The organism is Methanohalobium evestigatum Z-7303 (assembly GCF_000196655.1).
GTDB classification, from domain to species: Archaea; Halobacteriota; Methanosarcinia; order Methanosarcinales; family Methanosarcinaceae; genus Methanohalobium; species Methanohalobium evestigatum.
This window is the reverse complement of sequence record NC_014253.1, coordinates 1,927,789-1,943,274: the sequence shown is the minus strand read 5'-3', so window position 1 is coordinate 1,943,274 and position 15,486 is coordinate 1,927,789. Positions and strand designations below refer to the sequence as shown.

Genomic DNA, 15,486 nt, shown 5'->3' with positions numbered 1-15,486 from the left:
ATGAAAGTCCATGTCGCTACTTACGGCTGTCCTTCCAGTCAGGCAGCTTCGGAAATAATGATGGATGCCATCAAACGCCAAGGTCATGAACTGGTTGATGAAAAGAGTGCAGATGTTGTTGTTTTCAATACCTGTACAGTAAAATACACAACAGAACAAAAAATTCTTCATAAAATCGGGGAACTGGGAAGAAAAGGCTTAGAAGTTGTAGTTTCCGGATGTATGCCCGAAGTACAGCATGATGATATTCTGGACAATAACCAAGATGCCCATATTCTTGGTGTTAACTCGATTACAAGGATTAATGAGGTACTTGATAGTATTGAAAATGCTAAAAATAAGAATAACTCAGGTCGAAGACTGGAGATTTTTTCATCAAGACCTGATGATATTTTAAATGCACCAAGAACCCGTTTCAATCAAAATATACATATATGTCAGATATCTCAGGGATGCAACAACAGATGTGCCTACTGTGTGGTAAGAACAGCAAGAGGAAAGTTGAAATCTTTTGATATTGATTCGATTGTAGAAGATGTTAGAAAAGCTGTTTCTGAAGGATGCCGAGAAATCTGGATCACATCACAGGATAATGCTCAATATGGAATTGACAGACAAAATGGTGTTCTTTTACCTCAATTGCTGGATAGAGTAGCGTCCATAGAAGGTAATTTTAAAATCAGAGTAGGAATGATGAATCCCTTTTCGGTTTATCCTATACTTGATGACCTGTTAAAGGTGTATGAAAATAACAAAATCTACAAATTTTTACATCTTCCGATACAATCAGCATCTGAAAAAGTACTTGGATATATGAACCGTAATTATACTATGTCAGAAGTCGATGAGATTATAACAAAATTTAGAAGCAGGTTCAATGATTTGACACTGGTGACAGATATCATAGTAGGGTTTCCTGGTGAAACTGAAGATGATTTTTATAAAAGCATTGACTGGGTTAAAAATTACAGACCTGATAAAGTGAATATATCCCGCTATACACCCCGACCTCATACAAAAGCACTTGAATATCGTAATATTGATTCAAGGATAGTAGTCAGACGCTCCAATGAACTGCATCATGTATGTGATACTGTTAAATTAGAATCTAAAAAAGAAATGGTTGGATGGCATGGTAAGGTCTTTGTTTCAAAAGATGCAAAATACAAAGGTGTAATGGCAAGGACAGAGTCCTACAAACCGGTTGTGATTCCTGAGAGTAACCTGCCACCGGGTCAATGGTGTGATGTGGAAATCACTGATACAACTTCTGGATACTTTTTGGGAAAATTAACCGATTAATGATATGTTAACTAAATATCCTTTTTATAATGCTACTCCTGACAAATATTATAGTTTTACTTAACTTTTAGTCAGGAACATTACCTATTTCATTAGCTTAACCTTTAATATATTAGAAGCTGGTAGAGGGAGAGATGGATGAATGATTCATCAGCCTAATTATTATCTCTTATATAGTTTCCTACGTCATTGTAATTGATAAACTTAGTAACATTAGATAACTAATTTTATTATCAGTTACATTCGTGAGATATACTCACCGGGTGTAACGCTACACTCTATCCCATCTAAATCAGGGATTGCTTTTTTCATAATATTATAGGCACCATTTACATCGGCATTGATTATAGTGCCGTTAGATGATCGGAAAAGCCCTCTTTTAATTCTTTTACCAAGATAAGAAGTCCTTCTCTCAACTGGTTCATCATCGAGGAACGAGCACTTTGACGTATAAGATTCTTCCTGAAACACAACTTTTATACCAGCATCTTCAGCTTTATATTCTATTTGCTTCTTCAACTTGAAGAATGGAATCTGCACAAAATTTTGATTATTTTTCTTACCAATGTTAGAATCTTGTTTCCATCCTTCATTGTAACCTACTATCAGAGTGCCGATGTTGTTTTCGATGCAATAGTTGATTATCTTTTTACTAACTTTATGGAAAAAATCGTTTATCTTGTTGTTTCTTTTTTGGTATATTTTTTCCAATCTTTTTGTTTCATCAAAACCTCTTTTGTCATAAAACGATTTCCATTGAGATTTCTTTTTGTTGTAGTATTGATTTATGCTCTTAACCCCACCACCTTTAATAACAATTGGCTTTTCACCAATGTTATTTACCATGGTTATGATGTTGTTAATCCCTAAATCAATTGATGCTATATTATTTTCATTTAAATTAATATGTTCAATTTTTTGTTTATAGACTATTTCACATTTATAACCAACACCAAGAGGAACTATACGCACTTGTTGAATATGAGTATCCTCATTTAATCTTGTTTTGATTTTTAATCCCAGTTTTTTGGGAAACTTGAGATAATTGTTTTTTATTCCTCTGGTTAGTTGTTGTGATGTAAATATTAAAAGGAATTCTCCGTCTTTTTTCTTATAGTTTGGCGGTTTTGGTTTACCTTCGTACTTATGAGGATTAATTTTGTAGTCTTTTAGCGAATTGAAAAATGATTTCCAATTTTTATCGACCATTTTTAGAGTCTGTTGAGCTGTTTGAGATGGTAGAATTGAATAATTTTCAGTTCCTTTCAGTTCTTCATTTACTTTTTCATATTTAGTATAACCATAACCATTGAGCCAATTCTGTCTAATTATGTAATTTGCTTGATTGTAGAGATTTTTGGATATGTGGCAAAGTCGTGAAAGTTTGTTTTCGTGGTTTAAGCGAATAGTTTCAGTTCTTGACACAATTATATTATACCACAATCATTCTTCTTTCTTTATTTCTATTGACTTTGCTCTTGTTTTGCTGTATAGCTTCATGGAATAACAATGTAGTAGAGATGTTATTTCACTGAACACTTCTTCATCATCCAATTTTTTGTTTCCGATATCCGACACAACGATTATGTTGGTGCCGTATTTGGAAAACAAATGGTAAAACAATTCAAACCCAACTCTACTTAGTCTATCTTTATATGATATAATTACGTTTTCGACTTTATAGTTAGTAATTTCATCCAACATCTTAAAGAAATCTTTTCTCTTTTCAAACGAAATCCCTGAAGACACATCCGAATAAATATGATTTACTTGATAACCCGAATTAAACGCCCATGTTTCAAGCATTTGCACTTGGTTTTCAAGGTCTTTTTTCTGTTTTGATGTTGAAACTCTGGCATATATCACAGTTTTTCTTTTCACATCCTTATTTAAGAAAGCATAAACAGATTCATCGTCATATTCATATTGTCCATTCGGGAGTAAAGTTCTTTTTATATAACCATTTTCTACATATCTATACAATGTTGGTCTTGTTATTCTCAACGTTTTTAAAACATCACCTGCTTTTATTTTACCACCTATCAGTAAAAAATGTTATTATAATTAATTATTTTTACGGTTAAAAATAACTATATGACTTATTAATATTTAGGCTTTGTAGAAATGCTTTAGATCCAAATGTCTATGATAATCAATAATATATTTAGATGTGTTTTTGAATCTTGCTTCTTGATGCCGATTTCAATAGGTTTTCTACAGAGCCAATATTTAAACAAGAGTCAATCGGTGTGAAAGTAATACCTTTTTTAAATGATTACCTTTTAAATCGGCATGAAGATAAATTATCACTTATTTTTTCTGTAGGTTAATATTAATAAAAAATAACTAATATGTATACATAAAAACTTAATTGACAAAAATCCTTGTATAGGATTGAAATATAGAAGAAGTGATAAAATGAATCTATACAAAATAAATATGGAATACAAAAGCGATGTAAATAAAGAAGAAATAATTGGTCTGGTAAAACAATACGGCGGATTTAATATAGAATTGGATAGCAAAGAATCGCCCTTAGAACCGGATATACTAAAATTTGAAACAAACGAATACGATTCTATTAAAGACATTGACACAAAATTAAGTCAACTGTATGAGAACAATACAATATTTTATTACAAAATGAATGTAGCAGAGTACCAGAAAACAAATGATTTTTCATTCATGAAAGGTTATGATTAATCTCCTTTCTTTTATTTATACAATACTTAAAGTGAACTACCGCTGAGCTAAAGACTCAGCGGCTTCGAGAGAAGTCTACCTTGAAAGTCTTACTATTTAAATCAAAGATTTAAAGATATTTGTAAATTTTCAATTTACAAAGTTCTCTCAGGGGAGTTCACATCCCCACTATCGGTTATCCCTTTGAGGGAATCACCGATTACCTTTCTCAGGATGTTCAGTGCACCGTTGATATCAGCATTGATCAGTCTACCTGTAGATGACTGGAAGATTCCTCTCTTAGATCTTTTACCAAGATATTTCTTATGCTTTCTGATAGGTTCTGAAGCCAGTGCATCAACCTTGCTGGTATAAGCTTCATTCACTTCATGGTATTTTATACTATGATATTCGCATTTTGAAGCTAATTTCTGTTTGAACCTGGCAAATGGTATTGTCTGGAAGTTCTGGGTATTCTGCTTTCCGATATTCTGTTCCTGTTTTATCTCTTTCATCTCTCCGATTATGACATTACAGATTCTATTTTCCAGACAATGTTTTACTATATGATTAACGCACTGGTTCATGAAATCATTTATCTTCCAGAACCTTTTATTAGAGAACCTATCCATCTTGATTCCATCATCTACATTCTGTTTGTCGTAGACTGACTGCAACCTGCTCTTCTCCTTATTCCACCAGCGGTTGTAAGATTTGATACCCCTGCCGTCTAATATGAAGGCAGTCCCGCTGGTCGTTACGCAGGTTGCAAAGTTGTCTACTCCAAGGTCTATCGATAGATGGCTATTATAATCAAGTTCAGCAATCTCCCCATCTTCATGATATACAAATTTTATCTCGAACCATCGACCTTTATATTTTGGTACAATCCTGACCTGATTGATGTATTGACCTATTATGTTATCAGGTATCTTGAAGTATAGATACTTGGTTCCATAAGTTCTATAATAATCCAAACCCAATGATAACCTGATCTTATCATCGATAACCTTCAGCTGATCTTTCTTGAAAGTACATATGAAGTTACCATCTTTATCCAGATACTTTGGAAGTGAAACTGGTTTCTCATATTCTCCTTTTCTCTTCTTATCCAGAAGTTTGAAAAACGATTTCATACTGCCATCCACAGTTTCCACAGTATTCTGGGCAACCTGAGATGGCATTAATCTATAATTCTCGTTTCTTTGACCGTATGGTAAGCAGTATCTTTATCGAGATATTTGCCATGATTGAAAAAGTACTGCCTAATCGTGTACAACGTGAAATTGTACAGGTTCTTGGACAGTTTGGTCAACCTCTTCAAAGTTTCATACGTCTGCTTATCAGCACGGAGATGGTTCTTCTGGGTTAGATACATGCATTATACAATCATTTAGCAAAATACTTATCTTTTTTTGACTATTTATCATACCACGATGCTAAAGACATCGTGGTTTTCTTCATCTTTATAAAAAATACAAATAAAAAAGTTTTAATTATTATCTGTTGATGTGGACAAATTTTTGGGATTTATCCGGATAATCTGGTCATCATTTTCTGTAGGTACACCCCGACCATCACGGTTGCTGGTGAATATGTAGAGGAAATCATCAGGACCAACAACTACACCTCTCAACCTTCCAAACTTTCTTTTAAGATGACGTTTCAGGTCTATACTTTTATTATCTCCTATTTCTGCTTCATATAAACTTTGACTACGCAAACCTGCAAAATAAACAGAACCATTCAAATAGGCAGCACCAGAAGGAGCCCATGTTTGACTACCACTATGAATAACGGGATTTTCAAGTCCGGTGGAAGTCTCATCACCCTGGATTACAGGCCATCCATAATTGTTGCCCGGTTTTATAAGATTTAGTTCGTCGGTTGCAGAAGAACCATGTTCTGTAGACCACAACCTATCCTGCTTATCCCATGCAAGACCCTGGGGGTTCCTGTGACCAAGCGAATAAATGGGAGAATCAGGGAAAGGATTATTTTTGGGAACTGAACCATCATCTTCCAGTCTAAGTATTTTTCCTGCCAGTGAATTTTTATTCTGGGCGAGTTCACCATTTGCCGAATCACCGGTGGTGATGTAAAGATATCCATCAGGACCAAATTTTATTCTGCCACCGTTATGTATAAAACTTCCAGGAATATCATCAATAATAGTCGTTTTGTTTACAAGGTTACGTTTGTTCTTTTCAAATCGTACAACCTTATTTGCGGTGTTTTCGCCATCTTCATAGGTATAGTATACATAAACCCAATGGTTGTCGCTGAAATCTGGGTGAAGTGTAATCCCCAGTAAACCGCCTTCTCCACTATGAGCAACTTCGTCAATGGTTAGGAGTGGTTTTTGTAACTGACCCTGTTCAACATCAATCATTTGTATTCGACCGGGTCTTTCTGTAAATATAATACTGCCATCGGGCAAAAAATTAATCGACCATGGTATAACAAGGTTGTTGGCTATAATGGTTGCAAATGCTTCTGAACCACTGCCATTTTCAATTTCTGATAGATTGTATGATGTCAAATTGTCTTGTCTTTCAGCGATAAAATTGTTCCACAAAAAACCTGTAAAAATTCCTACAATCAGGATTATAGTAAGTAATAAAACTATTTTTTTCTTAGATACCATCTCAGTCACTCCCCCATATAATCCAAAAGAGGGGTAATGTTATATATTAAATTACTGAGATTATCCTTCTTCACTTTCCTGTTTTCTTGTAATGATTTTCTTGTTGTAGGTATTGATTATGTCGCTTCGGGTGATTAATCCTAACAGTTCGGTTTCGTCATCTCTTGACACAACAGGAAGTCTCCCTATGTCCAGTTTAGCAAGCCGGTTAAGGACAGTGTCCAGTGTTTCATCGGGGTAAGCTACGGCTACATTTTTGTACATTATTTCCGAAATTCTCTGGTTAACTTCTCCATACTTGACCTTTTCACGTAAGTCCTGTAGAGTCACAATACCACGTAACTTGCGGTTTAGATCAAGTACAGGAAATCCACCATGTTTGCTTGATTGCATCATATGTATCAATGTGCCAACAGTGTTATTTTCCAGTACAGATTGTACATCTTTGACCATTGCATCTTCAACAAGCATGGACTTCATAACATCAACCTGCTGACCACCCCATATTTTTAGTCCACGACGTCTCAATCCTTCTGTATATAACGATTCAAGGTGGAGAGCATTTGCTATTGCATTACTGATAACACATGCAAACATAAGCGGAAGGATAAGCTGGTAATCTCTTGTCAGTTCGAAAAGGATAAGCATTCCAGTAAGCGGAGCATGCAGTGTACCTGCAAATACAGAACCCATACCAACCATTGCGTATGCTCCTGCCTCTGCAGTCATATCCGGAAATATACCATTGACGATGTTTCCATATACACCACCAAGCATAGCGCCAACAAATAATGCAGGAACAATCGACCCACCAGAACCGCCTGAACCAAGGGTGAGAGAAAACGCAAAAATTTTCAGAAACAGCAATATCAACATGAGCTGCATCGTGAATTCATTTGCCAGAACATTCATTATTACATTGTATCCCACACCAAAAATCTGGGGGTAGAAGAGTCCTATCAGACCAACGCCAAGACCTCCAATTGCAGGTTTGGATATTGGATGGAAGGGGAGTTTATGAAACCCGTCATAGAACAGATACATCGATCTGATAATAATAATGGATACAACACCTGCAAGTACTCCCAATATCAGATATAAAAACAATTCGTTTACAGGACTTACCAGTTTAAAATATGAAACCTCTATTGGCATAACTCCAAATATCATATTGGAAACAAGGTTAGAAAAAACTGCGGCGACAACAATTGGAATGAAGGTATTAGATTTTAATTCACCAAATATAACTTCAACAACAAATACTACACCTGCAAGAGGTGCATTAAAAGCAGCTGCGATTCCTCCAGAGGCACCGCATCCTACAAGTATCTTGGAATGTTCGCGGTTTGTTTTTAGTATATGTGCAACATATGACCCTATACCTGAACCAGCCAGTACACCGGGTGATTCTTTACCAACCGAACCACCAGAGCTTATAGATATAAGGGATGATAAAACTTCCAGAAAAGCATATTTATGCCGTATTTTTCCATCATGTAGGGCGCTTGATTCTATAATCTCTTCGACATCACTACGCCTTGAATTTACAAACATGTAGCTGATAAGTCCTACCAGTAAACCACCAGTTGCAGGAACCAGAATTACAAAATATGAGGGATACTGGGAAACTGTCCCAAAGAAAAAATCAGTAAAGTCTTTTATCAGGTGTTCGTAGATAACGATGGCTAAACCAGTAAGAATACCTACTACCGTTGCAAGGGTATTTGTAAATACTGATTCGTTTTGGAACCACTGATAGATATAACCTTTCGTTTTCTGGATAAGAGAGCTATCCTGCAAGTGGGGTCATCTCTTGATAGCTATTAGCACTAATACCTGAGAAACTTGTTTGGCTCTAATAATTCTTATTTCATCAGGTTAAGGATGTCACATAATTTTTCAACTGTTTTGTTTGCGGTCTTTGTGCCTTCTTCATCAGTACCAATGGGTTTTTTCAGGGTTCCACCGAAATGATTGTTGTCTCCTGCTATAATCATACCGTGTATGTGCATCCAGTCATGAATGGTTTGCAATGTTTTTTCCTGTCCGCCGTTTCTTGATCCACCGATTGCCAGTGCTCCACCGGGTTTGTTCTCTAACTGGAAACCCTGTCTTCTGAGTAAAACACTTCTATCAAAGAGTGCTTTGATTTGTGCGGTAACAGATCCAAAATATACTGGTGAAGACACTATAATACCATCAGCATCCTTTAATTGCTGGTAAACCTGGTCCATATCATCATCTATAGGGCATGGTTCACCGTTTTTACAAACTCCACATGCTTTACAGGGTTTTATATTTAATGAAGATATAAAAACATGGTCGGTTTCAAAACCTCTCTTTTTTGCAGTTTCCAGACACAGATTGATTAGTTTTTCGTTGTTTCCGTTTTCATTAGGACTTCCTGAAATACCTAATATTTTCATGAGACATTCACCGTATTAACATTGATTTTTATTATTATCTAAAGTAACTAATGTTCTTCTCCCTTAAACTTATCTATAATCAAATATTAGATAATTAGTAGGTGGTTAAGTAAAAATATGCTGGAAAAGATGTTTAATGCGGGTTCAGTAGCCGTTATAGGGGCATCACGTACTGAAGGAAAAGTAGGGAATTCGGTGCTTAAAAACCTTGTTAATGATTTTGATGGAGATATTGTACCTATAAACCCAAATTCTGAAGAGATAATGGGTTTGAAAAGTTATCCTGATATTTTGGATGTTCCTGATAACATCGACCTGGCTGTTATTGTGATACCTGCTCGGTTTGTACCAGAAACCATTGATAAATGCGGGCGTGCAGGAGTAAAAAGTGTTATAGTTATATCTGCAGGTTTCAAAGAAGCAGGTGTAGAAGGAGCAAAACTGGAAAGAGAATCTGTAGAAACCGCTCGGAAATATGGAATACGGATGCTTGGTCCAAACTGTCTTGGTCTGATAGATACTACATCCAACCTTAATGCATCATTTGCCTCTTTCATGGCACATAAAGGAAACATTGGATTAATGTCCCAATCAGGAGCGATATGTACATCAACCCTTGACTGGGCTGATAAAAACAGAGTGGGTTTTTCAAAGTTTATAAGTCTGGGGAATAAGGCAGATCTTTCAGAAAATGATTTTCTTCAGGAATTATGCAATGACGACTCTACAGCAGTAATAGCAGCTTATCTTGAAGGTGTGAAAAACGGTCCGGAGTTTATAGACATAGCACGCAGGGTTACCAGTATTAAACCTGTAGTAATGGTTAAATCCGGTAGGACATCTGCAGGTTCAAGAGCTGTTTCCTCTCATACGGGTACTCTTGCAGGTTCAGATGAAGCCTATAATGCTGCATTTCGACAGAGTGGGATAATACGTGCTGATTCGCTGCAAGAAATGCTGGATTATATTCGTGCTTTCTCGTCCCAGCCTGTACCGGAAGGTAAAAACATGGCAATTCTGACAAATGCAGGTGGTTTTGGGATATTGACAGCGGATGCATGTTACAATGAAGGACTTTCCTTGGCATCATTTGATGAGTCCACTATACAAGCTCTTCGGGAAAATCTACCTCCAAATTCCAACCTTTACAATCCTGTGGATTTACTTGGCGACGCTGGGTCTGACCTTTACGCATTTGCAATCGATGTATTGCTGGAAGATCCTCATGTTGATGGAATAATAGTTCTGACTTCTCCACAGGCTATGACTGAAGTGGATAAAGTGGCTGGAATAGTTGCGGATAAGGTCCAAACATCCACAAAACCGATTCTTTGTAGTTTTGTCGGAGGTACACAGGTATCAGAAGGTGAAAGAATATTAAACGACTACAGTATTCCAAATTATCCGTTTCCTGAAAGAGCAGTTGCCAGTATGAGGGCTTTGAGTACCTATAATTATATCAGGAAACAGAGCTATACCAAACCACCAGAAATTACTGCTGATAAAGAGACAGTCAAATCTATTATTGATGAAGCATCACAGTCCAAGAGGCTAACACTTGGTCTGGAATCACTGGATATATTAAGAGCCTATGAAATACCAACAGTAAAAACAAAAATAGTGAAGAATCTAAAAGAAGCCATCAAAGCCTGCAAACAGATAGGTTATCCTGTGGTGATGAAGATTGTATCTCCTGACATCTCTCATAAGACCGATGTAGGCGGGGTGAGGTTAAACCTTAATAATGCGGATGATGTAGAACGAGCCTACCATACTATGATGGCAGATGTTTATCGGTATATGCCTGATGCTGATATAACTGGTGTACAGGTGCAGGAAATGGTGTCAGGTGGAAAAGAAGTAATCATTGGTATGAATCAGGATGTCCAGTTTGGACCTCTTCTTATGTTTGGAATGGGGGGGATTTATGTAGAACTGTTAAAGGATGTATCGTTTAATGTAGCACCCATAAACAGAGATGAAGCAAAACATATGATATCTTCCATAAAAACATATCCAATTCTTGCAGGAATAAGGGGAGAAAAGCCCTATGATATTAATTCGGTAGCTGACACACTCATTAAAATTTCACAACTTGTAAATGATTTCCCGCAGATACTTGAACTGGATATAAATCCGTTGGTAGTTTTACCTGATAATCAGGGTTGTGTTGCTATGGATCTCAGGTTAACATTAAGAGAAGAAGAATGAATTATGCAATCCATATACATTAAATCATATTGTTCATGTAACAGAAATTAATGGGAGGCAGATATTGGTATCTATATTAATCAGTTCATCCGAAGAATATTCGGGGAAAAGCGGAATATGTAATGGTCTTGGAAGGATTTTGAAGGATAGGGGTTATTCTATAGGTTATATGAAACCAATAGGAAATCTGTTAATTGATAAAGACGGATTTTTGACTGATGAGGATGCAGAAGAAAGCCGTACATTACTCGGTCTTGATGATTCTCTAAGTGATATCACTCCAATACTTCAAACAGAGAATTTAATCCATGATGCACTCATGGGTGTTGAAAAGCATTTTGATAAAATATTAACCGATGCATATTCGAATATATCCAGAAATAGAGACATCGTCTTTATAGAAGGCAGTGGCGGTATCGGCAGTGGAGCGATGTATAACCTGTCAGATCCGGAAATCGCCTCGATACTGGGTTCTAAAATACTGCTTGTTACCAGATATGATTCGATTTATGCAGTCGACAGAATACTCTGTGATTTAAAACTGGTACCTGATTCTGACATGATTGCTGGTATTATATTGAATGAAGTACCAGAAAGCAATCTTGAAAAAGTTTCAGAACTTGTGATTCCATACCTTGAGAGAAAAGGAATTAAAGTGTTTGGTGTGATTCCACAGGATATAACTCTTCGATCAGTTCCGATATCTGATATTGTTGATGATTTGAATGCAGAAGTGCTTACAGGCGCAGACAACTTAAATACACTGGTTGAACGTTATCTGGTCGGAGCAATGGAGGTTAATTCAGCCATAAAATACTTCAGAAGAGTTCCAAACTGTGCAGTGATAACAGGCGGGGACAGGTCAGACATACAGCTTGCAGCAATTGAAGCAAAAGCAAAGTGTCTGGTGCTTACAGGAAACTTACGTCCCAGTGAAGCGGTACTTGGTAGTGCTGAAGAGGCAAACATTCCTGTAATCCTTGTCCGCGGTGATACCATGAGTACAATTAAACGCATGGAAAGTTTAATAGGTCGTGCGCGGATAAAACAGGAACTTAAAATTAAAAAGATGATGGAATTAATTAATAATAATGTAGATGTTGATAATTTCATCAAATCCATTGGTTTGTAATCAAAAAGATATAGATAAATATAACAGTAGTGTTTACCAAACCCGCAGCAAATAATAGTAGGCAAAAATTTGGTACAAATTTAAACCCAGGCGAGGGATATATTGGCAAATAGGGATTTTCTTACAATTGATGACTTTGATACAGAAGATAAAACTGTTCTTGTTAGAGTAGACCTGAATTCCCCCATGGATCCTGAAGGAAATATACTTGATGATATGAGAATAAGAAGCCATGTTGCAACGGTAAAAGAACTGAAAAACGCTAAAGTTGTTTTGCTTGCACATCAGAGTAGACCAGGTAAAAATGATTTCACTACAATGAGTCCGCATGCTTCAAAAATGTCCAAATACCTCGGTCAGGATATAAAATATATTGATGATATCTTCGGCACATATGCAAGACAGAAAATATCATCTATGGAAAAAGGTGATGTAGCACTTCTTGAAAATGTAAGGTTCTATTCTGAGGAAAGTCTTGAACGTCCGGTATCTGAACATGAAAAAACTCATCTTGTGAGAAAACTGGCACCTCTTTTTGATATATACCTAAATGATGCATTTTCTGTCTCTCACAGATCACATCTGTCTATAATGGGATTTACTAATGTACTCCCAAGTGGAGCAGGCAGAATTATGGAAAAAGAGGTAACGTCTCTTGATCTGGGTAAAAGTGGAGGTGGAAGACCATCTATTTTTGTACTCGGGGGAGCAAAAGTAGATGATTCCATGAAAGTAATAGAGCATGTGCTGTCAAATAATGATGTTGACAGAGTTCTTGTCACAGGTTTGGTGGGTAACGTCATGCTTGCAGCGTCAGGTGTCGATATAGGCGAAGAAAATATGAGATTTATTGAAAAACAGGGCTATACCGATCAAATTGACAGAGCAAAAACATTGCTTGATAAATTCAACGACAAAATAGGAGTACCTCAAGACCTTGCATTAAACGATAATGGAAAACGTATAGAAGTTGGTGTAAATGAGCTTGCAACAACTAACCATCCTGTAAATGATATTGGTCTTGAGACAATTGTTTCATATTCTAAAGAAATAGAAAATGCAAAAACAGTAGTACTCAATGGTCCTGCGGGAGTGTCTGAAAACGAAGAGTTTGCACTTGGTACACGTGAAATTATCAAAGCAGCTGCAAAAGCAAGTTATTCTATTGTTGGAGGCGGCCATATATCTGCAGAAGTCCTTAATATGGGCGTTGAAGACAGCTTTTATCATTTAAGTACAGCAGGTGGTGCATGTATTGATTATCTTGCTGGTGAAAAACTGCCAGGTGTAGAAATATTAAAAGAAGTCAAATAACTAATATAGAAGGGGCTTGAAATGCTAACAAATGAAGATGGAAAATCAGCAGTAACTCTGGCACGGAGAGCGATTGAAACATATCTTGAAACAGGAGAGATGATCGACCCATCAGAGTTAGATTTGTCATCAATTTTTAAAGAGAAAAGGGGAGTATTTGTAACTCTTAAAAAGGATGGAGATCTACGGGGATGCATCGGTCATCCATATCCGGATTCACAGCTTGATAGTGCTATTATTGATTCATCTATATCTGCAGCAACACGTGACCCGAGATTTCCTCCAGTAGAATTACCTGAAATGAATGCAATTACACTGGAGGTTACGGTTCTTTCACAACCAGAACTTGTTGATGTTTCACCAGAGGAACTTCCTGAATATGTAGAAGTGGGAAAACACGGATTGATTGCCAAGAAAGGATATTCACAGGGTCTTTTATTGCCACAGGTGGCAACAGAACAGGGATTTGACTCATCAGAATTTCTGTCGCATACATGCCTGAAAGCAGGACTTTCTCCTGATGAGTGGAAAAAAGGCGCACAAATCTATTGTTTTGAAGGACAGATTTTTACAGAAAACACTCCTGATGGAGATGTTTCTGAAGAAGATTTTGAAAGAGCGTGTCGTTGATTAGAAAATATAAAAGAAGGAAGTATTTATTCTTCACCTTCCCCGATTTCTTCTATTTCCTGCAGTATATCATCTGCATTTTTATTTCTGCCCATTTCTTCTCCTTCTTGGGTTCTTGCAGCTATCAGACAGCCTCTTGCTACAGAATACAATGGGTCGGTTGCAATGTTTATGTTTGATATGTCAATTTGCAGGTTTGCTTCTTTCAGTTTTTTCTCAAACATCTTGATAAATCCAGGAGGGTTTGAACTGCCACCAGCAACAGCAACAGGGAATTTGACGTTTGGAGGTGTAATTTCTGCAAGTTTCTTGTTAAGGTTCTGGATGACATAGGTCATAAGAGCATCGTAGTAAATAGTAAGAGCACCTTCAGGTCCACCTATTTCAACTTCAGAACCAAGCTTGAATCCTTTTTCTTTTGTAACACATGCATGGTCTTTTGGTAAACCAGTGGCGTTTGAAACCTGTTCATCTATCCAGTCTCCACCTCTTCCAATACTGAATGAAAGCACAGGTGTAGCCATATATGCAAGTGTTACGTTTGTAAGCCCTGCCCCTATACTGATACCAAGTCCTGTGAAGTTTGAATCTGCAAGCTCAGAATAAACAACGGCCAGACCTTCGTCTATGACTTTGGTATCATAGGACATTTTCTTGGTAAGAGCTTCTGTCATTTTCTTGTGATACAGAGTGTTCATATCAAGGTCTATAGGGTCTGCAGGGGATGAAATGCACAATGCTTCATTCTGGTATCCCGGATCTCCCAGTACTCTGTCAACGATTAATTTTATCATTGGTATAGCGTCTTTTTCTTTAGGGCTTATTATACCAAATCTCATGGGTCGTCTGGTTTCCTTACCAAATATTGTAGCAAAGTTGAAAGCATCTTCTCCAAGGACAGATATTTTATCATCCTTTTCGATATAAAGCACCTTTGCACTATCAAGCATCATATTTGTAAGGTCGCTGGAATCCAGTTCCAGAAAAGCGTTCCTCTCCTGGGTAAAGACTACATCTTCACCCTCGTTCTCTGCACATATTATATTCATTGTTCCAATATCAAGACCTTTAGCCATTTATACCACCTTCTGGTTAGAACTATTAATTTATATTAAATTATTTTTTATAAATCTATTTTGATA

General features: G+C 36.7%; 12 protein-coding genes and 1 pseudogene. 6 read left to right on the top strand and 7 right to left on the bottom strand.

Annotation, left to right across the window (positions count from 1 at the left end; all coding sequences use genetic code 11):
• Positions 1–1,302: a tRNA (N(6)-L-threonylcarbamoyladenosine(37)-C(2))-methylthiotransferase gene (locus tag METEV_RS09670; protein WP_013195324.1), complete on the top strand. Its 1,302-nt coding sequence runs from the start codon at positions 1–3 to the stop codon at positions 1,300–1,302.
• 237 nt (positions 1,303–1,539) lie between these two features.
• Here METEV_RS09670 and METEV_RS09665 read toward each other — a convergent pair whose 3' ends face one another.
• On the bottom strand, positions 1,540–2,745 hold the full coding sequence (locus tag METEV_RS09665; RefSeq protein WP_013195323.1) for an RNA-guided endonuclease InsQ/TnpB family protein: 1,206 nt from the start codon (positions 2,743–2,745) through the stop codon (positions 1,540–1,542).
• On the bottom strand, positions 2,746–3,333 hold the full coding sequence (locus METEV_RS09660) for an IS607 family transposase (RefSeq protein ID WP_013195322.1): 588 nt from the start codon (positions 3,331–3,333) through the stop codon (positions 2,746–2,748). It abuts the gene before it with no gap.
• A gap of 387 nt (positions 3,334–3,720) precedes the next feature.
• Here METEV_RS09660 and METEV_RS09655 point away from each other — a divergent pair, with 387 nt between their 5' ends.
• Positions 3,721–4,005, top strand: coding sequence for a hypothetical protein (locus METEV_RS09655; RefSeq protein WP_013195321.1), 285 nt, complete (start codon positions 3,721–3,723; stop codon positions 4,003–4,005).
• A 134-nt stretch (positions 4,006–4,139) separates the two neighbouring features.
• On the opposite strand, the pseudogene METEV_RS09650 reads toward METEV_RS09655, so the two are convergent.
• The 4 genes and pseudogenes from METEV_RS09650 to METEV_RS09635 all read right to left on the bottom strand — a co-directional run bounded on the left by METEV_RS09650 (position 4,140) and on the right by METEV_RS09635 (position 9,057).
• Positions 4,140–5,362: pseudogene (locus METEV_RS09650) on the bottom strand (RNA-guided endonuclease InsQ/TnpB family protein).
• Positions 5,363–5,476: 114 nt separating this feature from the next.
• Positions 5,477–6,631 (bottom strand): PQQ-dependent sugar dehydrogenase, encoded by a 1,155-nt coding sequence (locus METEV_RS09645; protein ID WP_013195320.1) that lies wholly within the window; start codon positions 6,629–6,631, stop codon positions 5,477–5,479.
• A 60-nt stretch (positions 6,632–6,691) separates the two neighbouring features.
• A complete protein-coding gene (locus tag METEV_RS09640) occupies positions 6,692–8,431 on the bottom strand; it encodes a chloride channel protein (RefSeq protein WP_013195319.1) in 1,740 nt (579 codons plus the stop codon).
• 65 nt (positions 8,432–8,496) lie between these two features.
• On the bottom strand, positions 8,497–9,057 hold the full coding sequence (locus tag METEV_RS09635; protein WP_013195318.1) for a flavodoxin family protein: 561 nt from the start codon (positions 9,055–9,057) through the stop codon (positions 8,497–8,499).
• 117 nt (positions 9,058–9,174) lie between these two features.
• On the opposite strand from METEV_RS09635, the gene acs reads away from it, so the two are divergent.
• The 4 genes from acs to METEV_RS09615 all read left to right on the top strand — a co-directional run bounded on the left by acs (position 9,175) and on the right by METEV_RS09615 (position 14,344).
• A complete protein-coding gene (gene acs / locus METEV_RS09630) occupies positions 9,175–11,268 on the top strand; it encodes an acetate--CoA ligase alpha subunit (protein ID WP_013195317.1) in 2,094 nt (697 codons plus the stop codon).
• Positions 11,269–11,332: 64 nt separating this feature from the next.
• Positions 11,333–12,400 carry a phosphotransacetylase family protein gene (locus METEV_RS09625; RefSeq protein WP_013195316.1) on the top strand — a complete coding sequence of 356 codons (1,068 nt, stop codon included), beginning with the start codon at positions 11,333–11,335 and terminating at the stop codon, positions 12,398–12,400.
• A gap of 102 nt (positions 12,401–12,502) precedes the next feature.
• Positions 12,503–13,714 (top strand): phosphoglycerate kinase, encoded by a 1,212-nt coding sequence (locus METEV_RS09620; protein ID WP_013195315.1) that lies wholly within the window; start codon positions 12,503–12,505, stop codon positions 13,712–13,714.
• A gap of 21 nt (positions 13,715–13,735) precedes the next feature.
• Complete coding sequence (locus tag METEV_RS09615) at positions 13,736–14,344, top strand: TIGR00296 family protein (RefSeq protein WP_013195314.1); 609 nt, start codon at positions 13,736–13,738, stop codon at positions 14,342–14,344.
• Positions 14,345–14,370: 26 nt separating this feature from the next.
• Here METEV_RS09615 and METEV_RS09610 read toward each other — a convergent pair whose 3' ends face one another.
• Positions 14,371–15,420 (bottom strand): disk-shape morphogenesis protein volactin, encoded by a 1,050-nt coding sequence (locus METEV_RS09610; RefSeq protein ID WP_013195313.1) that lies wholly within the window; start codon positions 15,418–15,420, stop codon positions 14,371–14,373.
• Between the last annotated feature and the right edge of the window lie 66 nt (positions 15,421–15,486).

What these genes read in the sequence shown, in the direction of transcription:
- METEV_RS09635 (WP_013195318.1), bottom strand. Translation starts at nt 9,057, where the DNA reads ATGAAAATATTAGGTATTTCAGGAAGTCCTAATGAAAACGGAAACAAC.
- METEV_RS09670 (WP_013195324.1), top strand. Translation starts at nt 1, where the DNA reads ATGAAAGTCCATGTCGCTACTTACGGCTGTCCTTCCAGTCAGGCAGCT.
- METEV_RS09655 (WP_013195321.1), top strand. Translation starts at nt 3,721, where the DNA reads ATGAATCTATACAAAATAAATATGGAATACAAAAGCGATGTAAATAAA.
- METEV_RS09615 (WP_013195314.1), top strand. Translation starts at nt 13,736, where the DNA reads ATGCTAACAAATGAAGATGGAAAATCAGCAGTAACTCTGGCACGGAGA.
- METEV_RS09645 (WP_013195320.1), bottom strand. Translation starts at nt 6,631, where the DNA reads ATGGTATCTAAGAAAAAAATAGTTTTATTACTTACTATAATCCTGATT.
- METEV_RS09610 (WP_013195313.1), bottom strand. Translation starts at nt 15,420, where the DNA reads ATGGCTAAAGGTCTTGATATTGGAACAATGAATATAATATGTGCAGAG.
- acs (WP_013195317.1), top strand. Translation starts at nt 9,175, where the DNA reads ATGCTGGAAAAGATGTTTAATGCGGGTTCAGTAGCCGTTATAGGGGCA.